The organism is Priestia sp. ABM2_011 (assembly GCF_056158845.1).
The window spans coordinates 4,091,009-4,109,524 of the sequence record NZ_JBSWUB010000001.1; the positions used below are offsets into that span (position 1 = coordinate 4,091,009).

Annotated in this window: 18 protein-coding genes; 9 read left to right on the forward strand and 9 right to left on the reverse strand. The window is 38.1% G+C overall.

All coding sequences use genetic code 11. The features are described 5' to 3' along the window. Window positions 1–498: 498 nt before the first annotated feature. Window positions 499–2,154, reverse strand: a complete 1,656-nt coding sequence (locus tag ACXAE4_RS21740) for an alkaline phosphatase (RefSeq protein WP_289578816.1) — start codon at window positions 2,152–2,154, stop codon at window positions 499–501. A 202-nt stretch (window positions 2,155–2,356) separates the two neighbouring features. Here ACXAE4_RS21740 and ACXAE4_RS21745 point away from each other — a divergent pair, with 202 nt between their 5' ends. From ACXAE4_RS21745 to ACXAE4_RS21755, 3 genes are read left to right on the forward strand one after another with little or no spacing between them, the layout of a single operon-like run. Beyond that, the gene (locus ACXAE4_RS21745; protein WP_475236881.1) at window positions 2,357–3,868 is read left to right on the forward strand and encodes a spore germination protein; all 1,512 of its coding nucleotides are present in this window, start codon (window positions 2,357–2,359) and stop codon (window positions 3,866–3,868) included. Window positions 3,869–3,882: 14 nt separating this feature from the next. After that, a complete protein-coding gene (locus ACXAE4_RS21750) occupies window positions 3,883–4,968 on the forward strand; it encodes a Ger(x)C family spore germination protein (protein ID WP_099330742.1) in 1,086 nt (361 codons plus the stop codon). Window positions 4,969–4,980: 12 nt separating this feature from the next. Further along, entirely contained in the window at window positions 4,981–6,102 is a 1,122-nt protein-coding gene (locus ACXAE4_RS21755; protein WP_475236883.1) for a GerAB/ArcD/ProY family transporter, read from the forward strand. Between the two features lie 25 nt (window positions 6,103–6,127). On the opposite strand, the gene msrA is transcribed toward ACXAE4_RS21755, so the two are convergent. The 6 genes from msrA to ACXAE4_RS21785 form a co-directional block, all read right to left on the reverse strand. Then, complete coding sequence (gene msrA, locus ACXAE4_RS21760) at window positions 6,128–7,090, reverse strand: peptide-methionine (S)-S-oxide reductase MsrA (RefSeq protein ID WP_080754393.1); 963 nt, start codon at window positions 7,088–7,090, stop codon at window positions 6,128–6,130. 153 nt (window positions 7,091–7,243) lie between these two features. Further along, window positions 7,244–7,672: a MarR family winged helix-turn-helix transcriptional regulator gene (locus ACXAE4_RS21765; RefSeq protein ID WP_028414193.1), complete on the reverse strand. Its 429-nt coding sequence runs from the start codon at window positions 7,670–7,672 to the stop codon at window positions 7,244–7,246. A 202-nt stretch (window positions 7,673–7,874) separates the two neighbouring features. Continuing rightward, window positions 7,875–8,375: a MerR family transcriptional regulator gene (locus tag ACXAE4_RS21770; RefSeq protein ID WP_033578357.1), complete on the reverse strand. Its 501-nt coding sequence runs from the start codon at window positions 8,373–8,375 to the stop codon at window positions 7,875–7,877. Between the two features lie 136 nt (window positions 8,376–8,511). Beyond that, window positions 8,512–9,294 carry a phosphotransferase family protein gene (locus tag ACXAE4_RS21775; RefSeq protein WP_475236887.1) on the reverse strand — a complete coding sequence of 261 codons (783 nt, stop codon included), beginning with the start codon at window positions 9,292–9,294 and terminating at the stop codon, window positions 8,512–8,514. Window positions 9,295–9,466: 172 nt separating this feature from the next. Further along, on the reverse strand, window positions 9,467–10,633 hold the full coding sequence (locus tag ACXAE4_RS21780) for an ABC transporter permease (RefSeq protein ID WP_289578814.1): 1,167 nt from the start codon (window positions 10,631–10,633) through the stop codon (window positions 9,467–9,469). A gap of 1 nt (window position 10,634) precedes the next feature. Continuing rightward, window positions 10,635–11,372: an ABC transporter ATP-binding protein gene (locus ACXAE4_RS21785; protein ID WP_289578813.1), complete on the reverse strand. Its 738-nt coding sequence runs from the start codon at window positions 11,370–11,372 to the stop codon at window positions 10,635–10,637. 175 nt (window positions 11,373–11,547) lie between these two features. On the opposite strand from ACXAE4_RS21785, the gene ACXAE4_RS21790 reads away from it, so the two are divergent. The 3 genes from ACXAE4_RS21790 (at window position 11,548) to ACXAE4_RS21800 (ending at window position 14,734) form a co-directional block, all read left to right on the forward strand. Next, on the forward strand, window positions 11,548–12,246 hold the full coding sequence (locus ACXAE4_RS21790; protein ID WP_289578812.1) for a LytR/AlgR family response regulator transcription factor: 699 nt from the start codon (window positions 11,548–11,550) through the stop codon (window positions 12,244–12,246). A 17-nt stretch (window positions 12,247–12,263) separates the two neighbouring features. Beyond that, a complete protein-coding gene (locus ACXAE4_RS21795) occupies window positions 12,264–13,214 on the forward strand; it encodes a sensor histidine kinase (RefSeq protein ID WP_205664458.1) in 951 nt (316 codons plus the stop codon). A 218-nt stretch (window positions 13,215–13,432) separates the two neighbouring features. Then, window positions 13,433–14,734 (forward strand): NCS2 family permease, encoded by a 1,302-nt coding sequence (locus ACXAE4_RS21800; RefSeq protein WP_098590977.1) that lies wholly within the window; start codon window positions 13,433–13,435, stop codon window positions 14,732–14,734. A gap of 31 nt (window positions 14,735–14,765) precedes the next feature. On the opposite strand, the gene ACXAE4_RS21805 is transcribed toward ACXAE4_RS21800, so the two are convergent. Continuing rightward, window positions 14,766–14,960, reverse strand: a complete 195-nt coding sequence (locus tag ACXAE4_RS21805; protein WP_013082184.1) for a hypothetical protein — start codon at window positions 14,958–14,960, stop codon at window positions 14,766–14,768. A 175-nt stretch (window positions 14,961–15,135) separates the two neighbouring features. Between ACXAE4_RS21805 and ACXAE4_RS21810 the strand changes: the two genes are divergently transcribed. After that, complete coding sequence (locus ACXAE4_RS21810) at window positions 15,136–16,305, forward strand: MFS transporter (RefSeq protein WP_475236891.1); 1,170 nt, start codon at window positions 15,136–15,138, stop codon at window positions 16,303–16,305. Window positions 16,306–16,561: 256 nt separating this feature from the next. Here ACXAE4_RS21810 and ACXAE4_RS21815 read toward each other — a convergent pair whose 3' ends face one another. Beyond that, on the reverse strand, window positions 16,562–17,008 hold the full coding sequence (locus ACXAE4_RS21815) for a GNAT family N-acetyltransferase (RefSeq protein ID WP_033578349.1): 447 nt from the start codon (window positions 17,006–17,008) through the stop codon (window positions 16,562–16,564). A 113-nt stretch (window positions 17,009–17,121) separates the two neighbouring features. On the opposite strand from ACXAE4_RS21815, the gene ACXAE4_RS21820 reads away from it, so the two are divergent. Both ACXAE4_RS21820 and ACXAE4_RS21825 read left to right on the forward strand, forming a co-directional pair. Further along, on the forward strand, window positions 17,122–17,541 hold the full coding sequence (locus ACXAE4_RS21820; RefSeq protein WP_475236893.1) for a CotG/ExsB N-terminal domain-containing protein: 420 nt from the start codon (window positions 17,122–17,124) through the stop codon (window positions 17,539–17,541). Between the two features lie 160 nt (window positions 17,542–17,701). Next, window positions 17,702–18,499, forward strand: coding sequence for a VOC family protein (locus tag ACXAE4_RS21825; protein ID WP_289578809.1), 798 nt, complete (start codon window positions 17,702–17,704; stop codon window positions 18,497–18,499). Window positions 18,500–18,516 lie beyond the last annotated feature (17 nt).

Genomic DNA, 18,516 nt, shown 5'->3' on the forward strand with positions numbered 1-18,516 from the left:
AATCTGCAAATCAGCATGCCAGAATCTTTATTTAATATTTTTAATAAAGGCGACACGCTATTTTCAATCATTTTGTCTTCTCTTACTATTAAAACATGTTCTACGTTCTTCCACCCATACTTTTATTCATTTTTTTACTTTTTATTCAAGGTAATTACTTACATACAACCCTTAATAACCCTGTATTTGTAATTTCACTTGAAGAAATTTATGTATTTTTTATTCATTTTATTATAAAAATTCTAGCATATAACGTTATGAACTTACATATGTATTCCGAACTAGTTCCTTTTAGAACTATGATTATTATACCATTTCATAGTATAAATCACATATATTTAAAGGTGAAGACTTTCCATTCCTTTAGAGTTCAAAGCTATTTATTTGTAAAATAAATCAATTCATTCCTCTCTAAAGGCTAATACATCTAATTATCCATCTATTATCTGTAAAAAAACAGGCCTAAAGTTATACTTCGGCCTGTTTTACATTCATTTCTTATTTTGCATTTTTTACAATTTGCTGTGCCTGTTTCGATACAAAGAAGCGACCCTTTTTATCCTGTACCACCACGCTGTCCATCCGTATCTCTTTTCCATTTACAATCGCAATATTTTTATTTACCGGAAAACGTACCGTTCGCTTATTGTTTGTAACAACGAGCACAGGGTTGTTTTTATCTTTTGAGTCCACCGCTACATTTGAGCCTTTAAAAGCTTTATTTGCTTCAATAAATAATTCATTTGTTAACTCGTTTAAGTTAATATTCATTGACTTAGCCATATGTTTGGCAATATCCGTATTATCAAAGTGCCCCGTTGGTCGATTGACGCCGTATGAATACAGAAATACATCCTCACCCGTATGACCGCCCGTTGTGAACCCAAGGTTTGCTCGGTTGGCTAATAGCTTTGATAGTGTAGCACTCATTTCTTTTTTATCTCTTGCTTTAGTCAGCTGCGCTTTTTCCTCTGAAGTTAGGTTTGATAAACCATACAAAGCAGCTACTTCTTCTTTATTTGATAAATCTTCTTTTAAGTTAGACGTAGCACCTTCTAACGTCATTTTTGCTTTTTTTAATGGATCAATATAAGCAGAAACAGGTGTGGTATCATATCCTTTTGTTGTATTTGCATTACCGATTGAAAGACCGCTGTTTCCGTGATCAGCAATCGCAATAACCATCGTATTTCCATCTTTTTTAGCGAACTCTACTGCCTTGCCCACTGCTTCATCAAACGCTAATACATCGCTAATCATGCCTACTGGATCATTCGCATGAGCTGCCCAATCCGTTTTGCTTCCTTCAACAAATAAGAAGAAACCGTCTTTATCTTTGGAGAGTGTTGTTATTGCTTTATTTGTCATCTGGGACAGCTTTGGCTGTTCTGCTTTTGTCTGCGGTCGATCCATATCATACGCTAAGTCTCGGTCAGCGAAGCTCCCCCAGATTTTTTTGGCGCGTGACTGCTCTAATTCCTTTTTATTTTCTACAAAGTCATATCCTCTTTTGTTCAATACATTGACTAAGTTTTCACCGTCTTTTCGGCTTTTTTCTTCTGCTCCTGGAAGAAGAGATTGCTTACCTCCTCCAAGTACTACATCGATGTTTTGATACACTTGCTGCTCCGCTAGCGTTTGAAAATCATCACGGCTGTAGTTGTGGGCTGAAAAACCAGCTGGTGTGGCGTGCTGGATTTCAGAAGTAGCCACAATTCCTGTCGCGCGCCCCGAAAGCTTTGCTCCTTCTAGAACGTTTGCTACGGGACGAAACTGATCTTCTTTTTCTACGGGTTTAACCCCAGGTGTATTCACTACTGAAGGGAGCACACCTACATAACCAGAATTTGATTTATTTCCTGTTGCTAAAGCAGTAGCTGCTGGAGCGGAATCTGTAATAGCAGATTCTGCCGAATACGCCCGTACTCCCCCGGCCATTAGCTGATCCATGTGTAACGGTTTTCCTTTGTACCATCTTGCGAGTGTAGTAGCATTCGAACTCGTCCCATCCATTACCATCATAATGACATTTTGAGGTTTCTTAGCTGACTTATGCTCCACTTTTGCTTCCGTTTGAATAAGTGAGTTTCCTACACCAAACGAGGCCAATGCTACCGCTCCTGCCAGTGTAATACCTGCTAATTTTTTCTTCATATAAATGTACCCGCTCCTTTATGTAATTATCTCTGACATGTCTAAAGTTAGCATTTAAACGTAAACCCACTGTTTATCCATTGTAAAAGAGTGTAAAGTTTGTTTTTATATTCTTCCTTTCTTCTTGAGAAAAAATAGTCGAATAAAAAGGAAGTACATGAACAAACTACCAGTAATAGAAAGTCATGCGAGGGGCACGGTTATGTTTAAACATTTATTTAAAAAAAAGAATGCAGACAATCAGCCCAAAAAAACATTGGATGAACTGATTAAACAATTTAAAAAATCAAGTGATTTCACAACATTAGCTATTGGTTCGCAGCATCGAAAATACATCATTACTTATTTTAAGCAGCTCGTAAACATGCAAAGTGTTGAAGATAAAATACTTGAACCCTTTCAAAAACTAGACTTTACGTTAAGCAGTGTGCACGAAGTCGAAAATGTTCTGCCAATTGAAGATATTTCAATTACAAAAGATACAAAAGAAATTTTAGAAAAAATGCTGCGCGGCTACGTGATGTTTCAACTGCATAAAGACGATAAGCTAGTAGCTCTTATTAAAGTTCAAAGCTTTGATACAGGGTTTCGAAAGGAAAATGAAACGGAAAATGAGTTTAGCGTCGTCGGTCCTAAAATTGGTTTTGTAGAGGATTTAGATGTCAATCTCTATTTAATGAGAAAAACGGTTATTTCCGAAAATCTTATTTTCAAAGAGCTCACCGTAGGAAATAAATCAAAAACACGCGTCGTGCTTGTTTATTTAGAAGGCGTAACGAATCCTCAGCACGTAGAGACTATGACCCAGCGTCTTGAAGATGTAGATTTCGACGTTATTTTTGATAGTACGATGCTTGATCAATTAATTTCGGATAACTCTTCTACGCCGTTTCCTCTGTTTTTAACAACAGAGCGAATCGATCGGGTATTATTTACCCTGTTAAACGGACAAGTCGCTTTCTTTTCAAGCGGTTCACCTTACGCGGTTACGGGACCGTCAACGCTGCTTGATTTTTTTATTTCACCCGAAGATTACTATTTGCCGTGGGTACTAGGCTCATTTTTCCGAGTCATTCGTATTTTTGGCGTCTTTTTTTCTATTTTTGCTACGCCTCTTTATGTAGCCATTGTTACATATCATTATGAGATGCTGCCCAAAGATCTTCTGGGACCTATTATTTTTTCAAGGACAAACGTTCCTTTTCCACCCGTCATCGAAGTACTTTTTTTAGAAATTACCATTGAACTGCTTCGAGAAGCGGGAGCCAGACTTCCAACAAAAGTAGGTCAAACGCTAGGAATCGTAGGTGGGATTGTTATTGGGCAAGCAACGGTAGAAGCTGCGTTAACAAGCAATATTTTGCTTATTATTGTTTCACTGACGGCTTTAGCTTCTTTTACAACGCCTATTTTTAAAATGTCTAACACCATCCGCTTACTGCGTTTTCCTTTTATTCTGTTTGCTACGGCATTTGGTTTAGTAGGAATTACATTTTGTTTTTGTTTCTTATTAGTTCACTTGCTGCGATTGAAATCTTTAGGAACACCTTACCTTGTTCCTTTATTCCCATTTCGCCCAAAAGAATATAGAGATACGTTTCTTCGCTTGCCTTATAGTCATACCGCGAAGCGTCCAAGCTACTTACGGCCATTAGACCGCTTCCGCTATGATCCTAAAAAAGCGAAAAGAAAAAGTAATTTAGATACTGAATAAAGCGAGGAACTAACATGAAAAAAACGATGATTTTATGTGCTTGCCTCATTTGTTTAGCCGGCTGTGCAGACCGGGAAGTTATTGATGAAATTCAAGTGGTTAATTCTTTAGGCTACGACTATAATCCAGACACTAAAAAAGTACGTGGCACTATTTTATATCCTATCTATAAATATGGACCAACTGAAGAACCAAGCATTATTGCGGCCAATGCAAAATCAGCCTTTGATGTTCCTCTTCAGCTAAATAACAAATCTTCACTTCCTATCGCTTTTGGCCAGTTGCGAAGCGTAGTCATTGGAGAAAATTTCGCCCAACATGGAGTGGATGAATTAGTCAATATTCTCGCGCGTAACCCAGACCTTGGCCGTAACATTAAATTAAGCATTGTAGACGGTAAAGCCCATGAGTTATTAAGCTCTGTGACGAAAAAGAAAATTAAGGACTATCAGTTTATTTCAAATTTAATCGAACAAAACATTCGAACAGAAAATTTGCCAAATACCAATTTGCAAATATTTTTATTCAGTTTTTTCAGTGATGACCGCGACGCGTATCTTCCGCTCTTAACGCAGGACAAAGATGCCATTAAATTAAAAGGACTCGCCTTGTTTAAAGGAAAAGAGTTGGCCACCACCGTTGGAATAAAAGAAACGTTTTTATTCAAACTTTTAACAACAGGTACTAAGCATGGACGCTATGGCGTGAAAATCAAAGAAAATAATCAGCGCGGAAAAGTCATACTCCAAAATTTACGAACAAAAACAACGTATGAACTAAAAGGAGATCCTCACAATCCAGCAATCATTACTCATGTAAAAATTGATGGTCTTGTCAAAGAGTTTCCTAGCTGGATTGATCTAACCACGTCTTCAGGTATTAAACTGGTAGAAAAGGAGCTGAAAAATGATATTGAAAAAAACGGTAATACATTCATAAAAAAACTTCAGCGAGAAAAAATTGATCCGATTTGTTTCACAGACTATGCTCGAAGTAAAACACGTCATTTTAACAGTCAAGAATTTAAAGCGAAATATCCTAATATGAACATTAAAGTGAAAGCGCATGTTCACCTTATTCAAACGGGTATCAGCAACTAGGAGGAAGAAAAGATGCACAATACAATTAAAGAAGAAAATCAAGTTTCCCCCTCTTTTCTTTTTTTCTTAGTGCACTCTACGCAGATTGGCGTTGGGATACTAGGATTTCAACGCTATATTATGAAAGGTGCTGGGTATGAATCCTGGATATCTATCATTTTTGCTGCAATTAGCGTCTGTATTTTGTTAGCGATGATTTTTAATATCTTAATTCGCGAGAACAGCGATATAATTGATATACACCGATTATATTTCGGAAAATACGTTGGAGGAGCTTTAACTCTTGCCGCTTCCATTTATTATTTTATCTTTGCATTAACGATTTACCGAACGTATGTAGAAATTTTGCAAATATGGATGTTTCCCCAGTTAGCTACATGGATTGTATCAATCGTTTACTTGCCTATTATTTACTACACGGTTTCAGGTGGATTTCGTGTCATTACGGGAGTTGCTTTTTTTGGAGTTATTATGCCTTTACCTCTCCTATTTGCGCTCATTTATCCGTTAAAATATGCTCATCTGGACAATCTATTTCCTTTATTCGATCACACCGTATGGGAATTTTTAATTTCAACTAAAATGATGACCTTTGAGAATTTGGGATTTGAATCCGTGCTTTTTTTCTATCCGTTTATAAAAAATGGCGCTACTAGCCAAAAATGGGGTCAGCTTGGGATTTGGTTCAGTGCTTTTTTATATTTGTGCACGGCATTAGTGTCATTTGCTTACTTTAGTCAAGGACAGTTAGGCCATACCATCTGGCCAACTTTAACGATGGCTAAAATTATTGAAATTCCATTTTTACAGCGTTTTGAATATATTTTAATTTCTCTGTGGCTTTTAGTCGTTCTTCCTACTATTGCTGTCAGCGTATGGTGTACAATTCGTGGATTTAGTAAAACATTTAATAAACCGCCTACGATTTTTCTCATATTAGTTCTTATTGCCCTTCTTGGTTTTTCTATTTTCTTTGATGATCGAGAAACGATCAATCAGCTTAATACACGATTATCCATGACCGGCTTTTACTTTATTTATGGCTACATTCCTTTCCTTTTTCTCTATAGCCTCATTCGAGCCAAAATAAAACAAAAGAAAGCACAAAAAGAGCGTGAGCCAACTTTAAGTTGAATCACGCTCTTTTTCTCATATTATTTTATTTGTTAAATAAAACAGCGTATTCCCCGTATCCTTCTTTTTCTAAATCTTCCTTCGGAACAAATCGAAGAGCTGCTGAGTTGATGCAGTAACGCAAACCGCCTGCATCTTGCGGACCATCATCAAATAAATGACCTAAATGAGAGTTAGCCGTTTTGCTTCGTACTTCTGTACGAACCATATTATGACTAACGTCCATGTTTTCTTTTACTTCATCTTTATTAATCGCTTTTGTGAAAGACGGCCATCCGCATCCGGCATCATATTTATCAGTTGAACTAAACAACGGCTCTCCTGATACGATATCTACATAAATACCATCTTCTGTATGATCCCAAAATTCATTGCGAAACGGAGGTTCCGTTGCGTCATTTTGAGTAACTTCATATTGAATAGGCGTTAATGTCGTTTTTAGCTGCTCGTCGCGACCAAAGTCTTTCCAGTTTTCTTTAATAAAACGATCACGTCCAGATCCTCGTCGATACATAGCATAGCGGAATTTATTTTTCTTATAATAACCTTGATGGTATTCTTCCGCTTCGTAAAACGGTTTTGCCGGTAGAATTTGTGTGGCAATTGGTTCAGAAAAACGACCGCTTGCTTCTAATTGTTGCTTGGATTCTTCAGCTAGTGCCTTTTGGTGCTCATTGTGATAAAAGATAGCTGTTCGATATGAATCGCCTCGATCCGCAAATTGTCCGCCTGCATCCGTTGGATCAATTTGAGGCCAGTATAGTTCTAAAAGCTTTTCATATGGAAAAACTTCTGGGTCAAATGTAATTTGGACCGCTTCATAGTGACCCGTTGTTTCTGAGCATACTTCTTTGTACGTCGGGTTCTCTTTGTGACCGCCTGTATAGCCAGATACAACTTTTATAATGCCTGGCTGTTCATCAAAGGGCTTCACCATACACCAAAAACAGCCGCCGGCAAAAGTTGCTACTTCATATTGTTCTGTCAAAAAGATGACCTCCTTCATGTATTCTTTCTATTATTATACGCTGATTTGATGTTCTCACCAACTAACTTGCTTCTTGTACTCTTTCCGTTTTAAGACAAAAAAATAATCAGTGAAGCTCATCTTCACTGATTATTCTTCCGCATTTAAAGCGCTTTATTTTTGATCACCTTTAATTTTGTGAAACAGTTTATTCATCGTTTCAATTTCTTTATCTGTAAAGTGCTCAAACCGCTCAAGGAAATACGCTCGTTTTTTTTCTTGAATCACATTAAAAATATCTTGCCCTTCTTTGGTCAGTTCAATATCAATAATACGTCGATCATTTTCAGACCGTTTGCGTGCAATGTAGCCTTTTGACAAAAGCAAGTCGGTTACCGCCGTAATGTGGCTTGCTGACACTTGAAGATACTTGGATAAATCAGTTGATCGCTGCCTGCCGGAATCAACCAGCATACGAAGCACCATAAATTCATTTGTTGATAGCTCTGAATTGTATACTTCATTAATTTCTTGGCGAAGCTGTCTGAACACAAAGCGAAACAGCGTCTCCATTTCTTGAACGAGCTCTTCTCTTTTTTTCACTTGTCACTCTCCTTAACGCTATCGCATGATAACGAATATGTATTTACGAAAGTATTTCACTTTCTTAACTTAATTAGTTTTATCAAATTACTAAGCGTTTCGTCAACTATTATTGAGATTTTTTTCCACAATTCTGTACGAATTGATGTATTTTTCATAAAATTCCATAAAAAAAGCGATTTACCGTTATGGTAAATCGCTGCTAGTAGCTAAAAATACCGGTTAAAAAGCTTCTCCATCTTGGAACAGGCTTTTTACCTTTTAAGCTGTCTTCACTTTTCAACTGACTTTCAAGTTCCGCTACTCGATTTTCTAATTTCGTAATAACTTTATTTAACCGATCGATTTCTGAACGATGCTCTAAAATTTGAAAGGTCACTACTTCTCCCGCTTTTTCTTCTGTACGCTTTTCATTTTCAATCAGTCTTAAAAAAAGCTGATCAAGCTGCTTTTGCATATCTTGTGCACGTTCATCAGATATAACGACTTCCTCTTTTTCTACTACTTTTTCTACCACTTTGACGACGGCTTGACGATTGCGGTTTTTTTGAAAGTCTCTAAGTGCTTCAATATTTTCTTCTGTAAACTCACAGTGTCCCGATTCATTTCTCTCTAGCTCGATATCCGCCATTTTAACCCATTTTAATACCGTACTTGGATGTATTCCCAGCGACTTTGCCACATCCACCGTTTTCATCGTCATGTTCCATCCCTCCATTTTTTCATTTACTAGCCATTTCGAGAGAAATCTTTAAATCCCTTCATACGTGACAAAACTAGTATGAATTCGTCAAAGAAAGTGGACGTTCAACAAATGAAGAAAATGATGTCATTATTGCTTAGAAAAACTCGTACAATCCTTCTGCAAAATAACAAAATTCGTACTGTGAAATCCCCTTGCCGTATCCTTTAAAAAAACACGCGCGCTCTTTACCTGTAAAGATTCCGTCTTCGAAACGAACAGCCAGCGCCATATCATAACGAGCGTCTCCTAAAGTTCCTCCGCTCCAGTCAATAACAGCTGTTATCTGACCGTCGTGTACAAGTACATTATCAATCGTGTAGTCTCCGTGAATAAGTACCTCTTGTTTGCATATCATGTTTTGCTTCTGCAGTTGTTTTAGCAGCCGTTGATTTCCGTATACCTCATAGTGGGTTAAATTGTACTCTGCCTCTTGCAGCATTCGGTGGATCCACGGCTGCTTACTCACTAATCGTTCTGGACACTCAGCATTGTGAATACGAGCAAGAAGATGCCCCATTTCATAGACAACGTGCTCACGCTTTTTTTCATTATCTTCCTTCTCTAAATACTCTCTTACCGTCTTTCCTTCAAAAAATTCTAGCAGCATCCAGCTCTCTTCTGCTGTTTGAACAAACTTGTAAGCGCTCGGGCTTTGAAAGTCCGCCAGTGCCTGTATATTTTTTAATACATAATATTCCTTATATAACCATTTTCTGTACTTTTCCCTTTTTGTCCGTTTTAAAACATATCTCCCTCTAGCCGTATGAAGGATACCAACATCTGAGGTACACCCTTGCTTCGGAAAAGTCACTTTTTCGATTTGCTTTACATACTTTTTTATCGAATGAGGAATTTCTTCTATTATAATAGGATGCAACTGTCTCACTCCCCTTTCTTTCTACATTCTCTTTTTGTTGCTCTTTCCCTCCAACCCACAGCTAGAAGCAACTAACTGCATACTTGAAACCTACGTTCACCATTCCAATAGAAAAATCCGAACGATTACTCGTTCGGACCTTCCTTCAACTAAACTACTTTTGCCCAATCTCTTACCCTTTACCAAGCACCCAGCGGCTTTTGGTAAACATCGTATAACCAACCGATAATAAAACAACCGTACAAACCGATAAGCTTCCTATTGTATAAACGAGACTCTGCATGTCATAGACACCGTAGAGAAGCTGTTTCATAAGTGCAAATACGTTATAAATAGGAATTAAAAATCCGCTTGGTTGCAGTTCATGTACGGATTTTCCCATCAGTAAAAAGTATGGAAGTATCGCTACCATCATAATTTGGGATGTGTAGCTTTGAGCTTCTTTAACGGAACTTGCTAAAAGGCTAAGGATACACAATACTATGGCTCCTAGCAGCGCTAGCAGGGTAAGGGTGACTAAAAACGAGAAGATAAAGGTTGTAACATGACCCTTAAGCTGCAGTGCATCATTTAATATAGTTGTTAAATAACGTACAGAGAAAACAAATGCCAATGTAGACAAAAGGCCGCTTACGATACCGAATGTAGAGATAGTAAGCCATTTCCCAACCAGTAATTGCGTTCGTTTTACAGGAGACATCAATAAAGCTTCCATTGTTTTCCGTTCTTTTTCACCTGCAAAAATATCATTTGCTGAAGGAAGAATCCCCCCAAAAACGCCCATAATGATAATCATTGGCGCAAACATCGCAATCATTGTTAAAGAGCCGTCATCTTCTTTAGAGACTCCTTTTTCAACCACATTAAACGGAGCTATCGTTTGACTATTCACATTTAGTTGGTCTAAGCGTTCGCTAACTATAGCTTCTCGATGTTTATTCAGTATATTTTGTATATACTCTGCGGTAGCACCTGAGTTCATGCTCGCTGAATCCGTATAAACAGTAACTTCTTGCGATTTCATCTTACGCACTTCTGAAGAAAAATCGTCTGGTAGCTTTAACGCCGCTAACGCTTTCCCTTGTTCTACAGCACTGAGTGGATTTCTGCTTTCAATTACTTTAATATTGTCATCGTTTTTTAACCAGTCGATCACACTGGCATCAGAATCTTTTGTAACAGCTACAGACATGGAATCTGTTTGATCACTAGCCATCATTTTGTCTGCAAAAAAGATAATCCCTACATTTAATAAAATCGGAATCAACACGCTAAAGATAATCGTTTTGCGATCTCGCAAACAATCTATTAACTCTTTTTTATAAATATGCCAAATCATATTAAGCCCCCCTCACGATACGCGACATAAAGATGTAGTTTAAGTCTGTACTTTCCTCTTCTTTATACAGCTGTTCATTTGTTCCTTGATAAATTATTTTTCCTTTATGAATCATAATGATAGATTGACACAGCATCTCCACTTCTTCCATAATGTGACTGGAAAAAACAATCGTTTTTCCTTCTCTTTGCAGACTTTTAATAAGTTCACGAAACATGTTTGCTGATGTAATGTCTAATCCTGTAGTCGGTTCATCAAATAGGATAACGTCCGGGTTATGAAGAATAGTGCGTGCAATGGCTACTTTTTGACGCATCCCTTTTGAAAAGCCTCCGACGCGGCGGTCCAAGTAGTCTTTCATTCCAAAACGTTTGGCCAGTTCCTCAATCCTTATCTTTGTTTCATGTTTGCTCATTCCATAAAACTTAGCAAAATAAGCTAAGTTTTCACGCGCAGTCAAACGGTCGTATAAACCTGTTTCACCGCCAAAAAGGACGCCGATTTTTTGTTTTATTTTATCAGGCTGTTTATGAATGTTAATTCCGTGAATGAACATATTACCTTCCGATGGTTCAAGTACAGTCGACAGCATACGTAAAAGAGTTGTTTTCCCCGCTCCATTTTCACCTAATAGTCCTACAATTTCTCCTTGTGCGATGGTTACATGAATATCTTGAACAGCTGCAATTGTTTGCTTTTTCTCTTTAAAATATTTCGTCACACCTTTGATTTCAATCATATCCGCTCTCCCCTTTTACTGTGATTGACTCTATCTTAGCTTATTTTTTATACAGCATCTTCCATCTTGTCATAAAGAGGGTTTTTAATGTCGCGAAACGTCCTTTCCATCTTGTAAATCATGGTAAAATAGTGTGGTAATATCCAATAGAATAAAACAAAGAGGGTTTTTATTTATGAAGGTAGGATTAGTGGATGATCATTCATATGATTTAGAAAAATTGAGGATTTCTTTAGAAAGAGAAGATGATATAGACATACTTTTTTCGACTAGCAGCGCGGAGGAAGCTTATAACGAAATTAAAAAAAATAAAATTGATTTATTAATTACAGATATTGAAATGCCAAAGCTATCAGGTTATGAGCTTGCAGACTTTATCAATGCTTACGCACTTGATATTCAAGTCATCTTTGTCACTGGGCACAGCGGCTTTGCCGTTCATGCATTTGAACTCAACGTTTTGGACTACATTATGAAGCCTTATTCTAAAGAGCGTCTGTTAAAAGGCATTCAGCGTTTTCATCAAAAAAAACAATCAACTGATACAAGAGATAAGCTTATTTTAAAACAAAAAACCGAAATGCAAGTGCTGAACAAACAAGATATTATATTTGCAGAGCGAACGGGTCGCTCTACCACCATCATAACGACAAATGGAGAATTTAGTACCTATCAATCATTAAACGAAATTGAAAAAGAATTAACAGCGAGTCATTTTCTAAGGTCGCATCGAGCTTTTATTATCAACATTTCCTATATTCAAAATTTCTCCCTGTATACTAAGCACTCCTACTCCGTGATGTTTCAAAGCACCGAAAAAACAGCTTTAATCACGAAAACAAATTTAGACATCTTGCAAAAAGAGTACTTTTAAAGGAGGGACTATCTAAAATGAAACTATTTTACACACTAGTTTTACTAACTGTTTTCGTGCTCCTCTTTTTTAAAGACCTGCCTGTTAGTTTACATCTCCTACTTAGTTCTTTTATAATTGGTTCATTTTTTATATGGAGAAAGAAATATCAAACGGCTCCTTCACTAACGATAAAAAAAGCAATCGTACTGACGTCTTTTTTTCTGCTTTTATTTAGCCTATCTTCACCTCTTAGTATTGTCCTAACCGTTATCGCAATGATTGGTTACATGACCGACATGTTTTCGTCTTATCAACAATACATATTCGTCGCTAACCGGGAAAGCAGTGCTTCACGTGAAATTCAAAAAAACAATGAGCTTTTTCAAGCGTTAAGAGCTGAAAGACATGATTTTATTAAACATGTCAGCGCCGTATCCTATCTTCTAGAAACAAACCAAAGACAGCAGGCACAAGAGTATATTCAAGATTACGTTGAAGCTTTGAATGATACCCATTCATATATTCAAGGTGAACATTCGCACGTTGCTTCTGTTGTACATCAAAGCAAGAATCAAGCACATACGTGGGGAATACATATGAATGTTCAATTAGATTCACCGTTATCACAGCTGCCTTTAAAGCACCTTGACCAAATGAATCTCATCATGAATTTACTGCATAATGCTTTAGAAGCCGCTCATTCTTCTGAGAAAAAAGAGATAACCGTTTCGAGTATGATTCGAAGTGGCATTTACATTTTAGAAGTCAGCAATTCTACCGCTCCTTTATCACGAGAGCGTCAAGATCACTTGTTTACTTCTTTTCATGTGACAGAAAAGAAAGAACACCACGAAGGCCTTGGCACGTGGATCATTTCTGAACTTGTTTCCAACTACCAAGGACGCTTGGAATATACCTATCACGATTTAACTCTTTCCATTAAAATAAAATTTCCGATAGTCGTTTCCTCAAAACAAGCAACATAGCCGCTATAGCCTAAGCGGCTTTTTTCGTATGAGCCTCTTCTATACGCGCACACTATAAAAAGCACCGAAAAAAAGAAATATTTCACACTTGTTTTAGCTCTTTTATCGTCACTTTTTTAGTTTTTGATTTTTTATATGCAAATCTATTGCATTTCAAGTAAAAAACGAATATTATATATCATGTTGCTTTTAATGTTCGTTATTTTTGGAGGTTACTTATGTTTAAGTTAAAAGAATATAACACGGATGCTAAAACGGAGATTTTAGCTGGTATTACAACGTTTTTAACCATGATTTATATCGTCATTGTGAACCCAGTTATTTTGTCCAGCGCCGGCGTTCCTTTTGATCAAGTATTTACAGCTACTATTATTTCAGCAGTCGTAGCTACGCTATGGATGGCTCTTGCAGCTAACTATCCAATCGCTATTGCTCCCGGTATGGGAATGAACGCATACTTTGCTGCTTTAGTTGTTGGTTCAAATGGAAGTATCGACTATGCTACTGCTTTTTCAGCTGTATTTGTAGCGGGTATTATCTTTATCATCCTATCGTTAACATCGTTTCGTGAAAAATTAATTGAAGCTATTCCAAACAATTTAAAGCACGCAATCAGTGCTGGTATCGGTTTATTTATTGCTTTTATCGGGCTTCGTTCAGCTGGTATTATTGTTGCAAATAAATCAAATTTAATCGGACTTGGTGATTTGCAGTCTGAAAAAGTAGTTTTAACACTAATCGGACTTGCGATTACAATCATTTTATATACGCTGAATGTAAACGGCGCTTTATTCTTCGGTATGATTATTACCGGATTAATTGCTTTCTTTAGAGGACAGCTTTCATTTGATAAAGGTTTGTTTGCTGCCCCTCACCTTCCAGATGGCTTAATGATTTCAAATCCTTTTGCTGCTTTTGGAGATGTTATTCATCATGATTTGTACACAGTTGTTTTTTCTTTCTTACTTGTGACGATTTTTGATACAACAGGTACAATGGTAGGCGTAGCTCAACAGGCCGGTCTTATGAAAGGTAATAAGATGCCTCGCGTGCGTCAAGCATTGCTTGCTGACTCATTTGGTACAACGATTGGAGCTTTATTTGGTACAAGCCCAACAACCGCTTACGTTGAATCTTCATCTGGTGTAGCAGCAGGCGGACGTACAGGTCTAACGGGCGTGACGGTAGCCATTCTATTTATCGTGGCAGCGTTCTTTAGCCCGGTTGTAAGCTCGGTTTCTGGCGTAGCAGCTATTACTTCACCTGCATTAATTATTGTCGGAAGCTTGATGATGGGTGCTGTAGCTAAAATTAATTGGAATGACTTTGATGAAGCGTTCCCTGCCTTTTTAGTTGTTCTAGCAATGCCTCTTACATCAAGTATTGCAACAGGAATTGCGCTTGGCTTCATTTCTTATCCGTTAATGAAGCTGGTAAAAGGAAAAGGCAAACAAGTTCATCCGCTTGTGTATGTCTTTGCTGTTTTATTTCTCTATCAGCTCATCTTTTTACCGCATTAAAAAAGCTTGGAGATTTCTCTCCAAGCTTTTTTTATTGAAAGTGATTGTTATTTTCTTTTGTTTGATAAAGATAATTTTCTACATAGATTTGTTCTGCATCAGAAGCGTTCTTTATCCCTTCTTCTGGATCTAGCTCGATACTTCTCTTTTTAGCTATATAATCCACTAGCGCCCCAAATCCTAAAAGACCGCCTATAATCCCAGCAAATACAATCCATATTGGCAATCGCTTCACGTCCCTTTTCTTTTAATTGTATCAGCTTCAGCGAAACAGGTAAATATTAACATGTTTTCTTCACTTATAAATAAAGCGCTTTTTACCAAATATACGTAAAAAACGTCTTTGTATTTGGTATACTAAACTCACGGCATGTTCTACAGAGAAAGGGGCTTAATTGCATATGAACAAACAGCTTGGAACGTTAATGTTTGTTATTTTTATGGTATTTGTCGGCTTTGGAGTGATCATCCCCATCGTACCTGAAGTTATTAGTGCCACGGGTGCAAGCACGGTCAATTTAGGGATACTAATGGCTAGCTATTCGATCGCATCTTTTATTACCGCACCTTTTTGGGGGAAGCTTTCCGATATAAAAGGCCGCCGTCCCATCTTACTTTGGGGCTTACTTGGCTTTAGCGCAAGCTTTTTTCTTTTTTCGGTGGCAGAAAACTCTCTGACTCTGATGTATACGTCACGCATCATCGGAGGTTTGTTTGCAGGAGCTGTTATTCCTTGTGCTTTTGCATACGCTTCTGATAGTACAGATGAAGAAAACCGCACGAAAGCAATAGGACTGTTAGGGATGTCAATTGGCTTAGGCTTTATTTTTGGACCGGCATTAGGCGGTGTCCTTTCGTCTTTCGGCTTGTTTGTTCCCTTCGTTATCTCTGGTATCTTGTCACTGATTATGACAGCGTTCTCATTCTTTACGTTAAAAGAATCGTTACGAAAAGAACCTGCTGCCAAAATACAGACATCCAGATGGCATGACTTCACGTCAGATTTTCAAGGAGCTATGAAGTATTTATATGTTCTTTCATTTTTAGCTACTTTTACGCTCGCTGGTTTAGAAGCTACTTTTCAATTTTTTCAAATAGCGAAAATCAATGCTACTCCCACGACAATCGGATGGATGTTTATGGCGAGCGGTTTAACTCAAGCCCTGATTCAAGGCGGTGTACTGCAGCGATTTAAAAAAGGAAATGAAAAAAAACTGATGGCTATTGGCTTATTGGTTTCAGCAATAGGATTTACGTCTATTTTGTTATCTTCTAGTGCCGTTAATGCTACCTTATTTCTGTGCATATTTACAGCAGGAAATGCCCTTATTCGTCCTTGTGTCCTCTCATTAATTACGATGAGAACCAAAGTAGGATATGGCTCTGCTTCAGGGTTAACTGCCTCAATGGATAGCTTAGGGCGTATTTTTGGCCCTCTGCTTGGTGCATTTGCCTTTAAACTCAATATGACGCTGCCTTTTATTATCGGAGCAGTTGTCACTTTAGCTGCTTTACTGCTGATTCAGCGTCATACAGCTCTAGATTATTCTGAGCAAACACTATCATCATAGAGGCTGAAACAAAAGTATTTTAGCTGAAGGAGATTCCGAACGATGAATCGAGATTCTTGATGGAGAATCCAACGCGTTCGGATTTTTTTATTGCTATGGTAAACGTAAGTTTCATGTATGTAGGTACTTCTAGCTGGTGATTGGAGGGCAAGGCGAAGACTCCTGCGGAAAGCGAAGCCTTGTAGGGAAATCAACAGCCGATTCCTACTAGCTCATGTAGCCAATTTGTTAGTCTTTGGATTAATCTAGCTATGTCTCAATCTCTTTTCATCGTTACTAACACAAGATTATCCGCAGCTGCAGTGTGTTTTATAATTGAAAACCGATGAGCTTCGTATAGCTTAATCGCAGGTGTATTTTTTTCGGCTGTGGAAACCATACACTCACATTCTGAATATCTTTGAAGTACATATGTTAAAAGACGGCTTCCGATTCCTTTTCGAAAGTAACGAGGACGCACAACAAGGCGGCAAATCGTTAATCGCTCATTTTCTTTTTCAAACGACAGCACGCCTGCTAGCTTACCTTCAATTATTTCTCCGATAAACACTTCCTTGCTTTTCATAACATCTTCTTTGCTTTCTGTAAGCTGAGGAATATCTGAAAAGCTAATGAGCCTTGCTTCTTCTTGATAAGCTTCTACTTGCACAGCTACTATTTGAAGAGCGATATCCACTCTTTGATGTTCGAGGATTTGAAGCATGAAAACCACTCCATTTCTTTCACAAATTTAGACAAATTCCATGTTTTCACTATATCCAAACACCTTCCTTGTACATATTGTATTATGTACCGAATTAGCCAGGAGGTGTTTATATGCATATCACTGCTGAAAGAATTAGAGAAGCAACAGAAGCACTTGCTTCTACTGAGCTTGAAACATTTATGTACCAAGAGCCAACTGCTCTTCACAGACGCTCTCGTCGTCGTTCTACTCGTCGTTCTACTCGCCGCACTACTCGCCGTTCTACTCGCCGCACTACTCGCCGTTCTACTCGCCGCACTACTCGCCGCACTACTCGTCGCACTACTCGCCGTTCTACTCGTCGCACTACTCGCCGCACTACTCGTCGCACTACTCGCCGTTCTACTCGTCGCACTACTCGCCGTTCTACTCGCTGCACTACTCGCCGTTCTAGCCGTCGCCGCTGTCGCTGCGGTTCACCTTGCTGCTCATATCCATGGTTTAATAAATCATTTGGCTGCTGCTTTAAAGGGCATGGCTGCCGTCGCTAACTAACTCTAAAGCAAGCCGAGTCTAAAACATACGCGGCTTGCTTTTTTTAACGATTTCTGTTTTTTATTTTATTTTACATAATTATTCGTTTCATTCTTCTTGAAGGAGAAAACAAAGTATAATAATAGGAAAGACTCTCTCTTAAAAGGAGGACTATCCATGCGCCTATCTTTTGATCACCTTGTTCATTTTTCACCTGATCCTATTAAAGCTCAGAAAGAACTAAACGAATACGGAATCAACGTTATTAAAGGCGGTACCCATGAAAAATGGGGCACTTTTAACACGTTGGCTTATTTTCACCTGAGCTATATTGAGTGGCTTGGGCTTACAGATATCGCATTAGCTCAAACAGTTACAGATAATGACCTTATTCAGCAGCTTGTTAACGAACATACGCCGTTTGGTCATTTTGGGCGATTTGCCCTTCGTACAGATGATATGGATTTGCTCATAACCGAGCTGAAAGACAAGGGCTACACTGTAAAAGGCCCTGTAGCGGGGTCTCGTCAAACTAATGATGGAGAAAGACTTCAATGGCAAATGTGTTTTATTGAAGATGACCATGATGCCCTCCCTTTTCCTTTCTTTATTGAGTGGGGTGAACCAGAAGAAAAACGCAAGCCAAAGCTAGCTGCTCTTTCTTCCCATCAAGCCGGTCAGCTGCAGCTAAAAAACATTTACTGTGCTGTACATAACCTTGAAGAATCCATCAGCAAATGGACAAAACTGCTGGACGTTCAGGCTGGCGAAAGCTACAAAGACTCTTTCCTTGATGCACGTTGTCAAAAACTATATGTCAATGAAGGAAACCTTATTTTTTGCAGCGGAACACAAGGTGTTGTCCATGATACATTAAAAAAAGTTGGAGAGCGTCCATTTTTGGTTGAATTGGATCACGCTCTAACACCGCAACAAATTACCGTACAAGGAGCTTCTTTTAAATTCAACAAATAAACATCCGCGGGCGGATG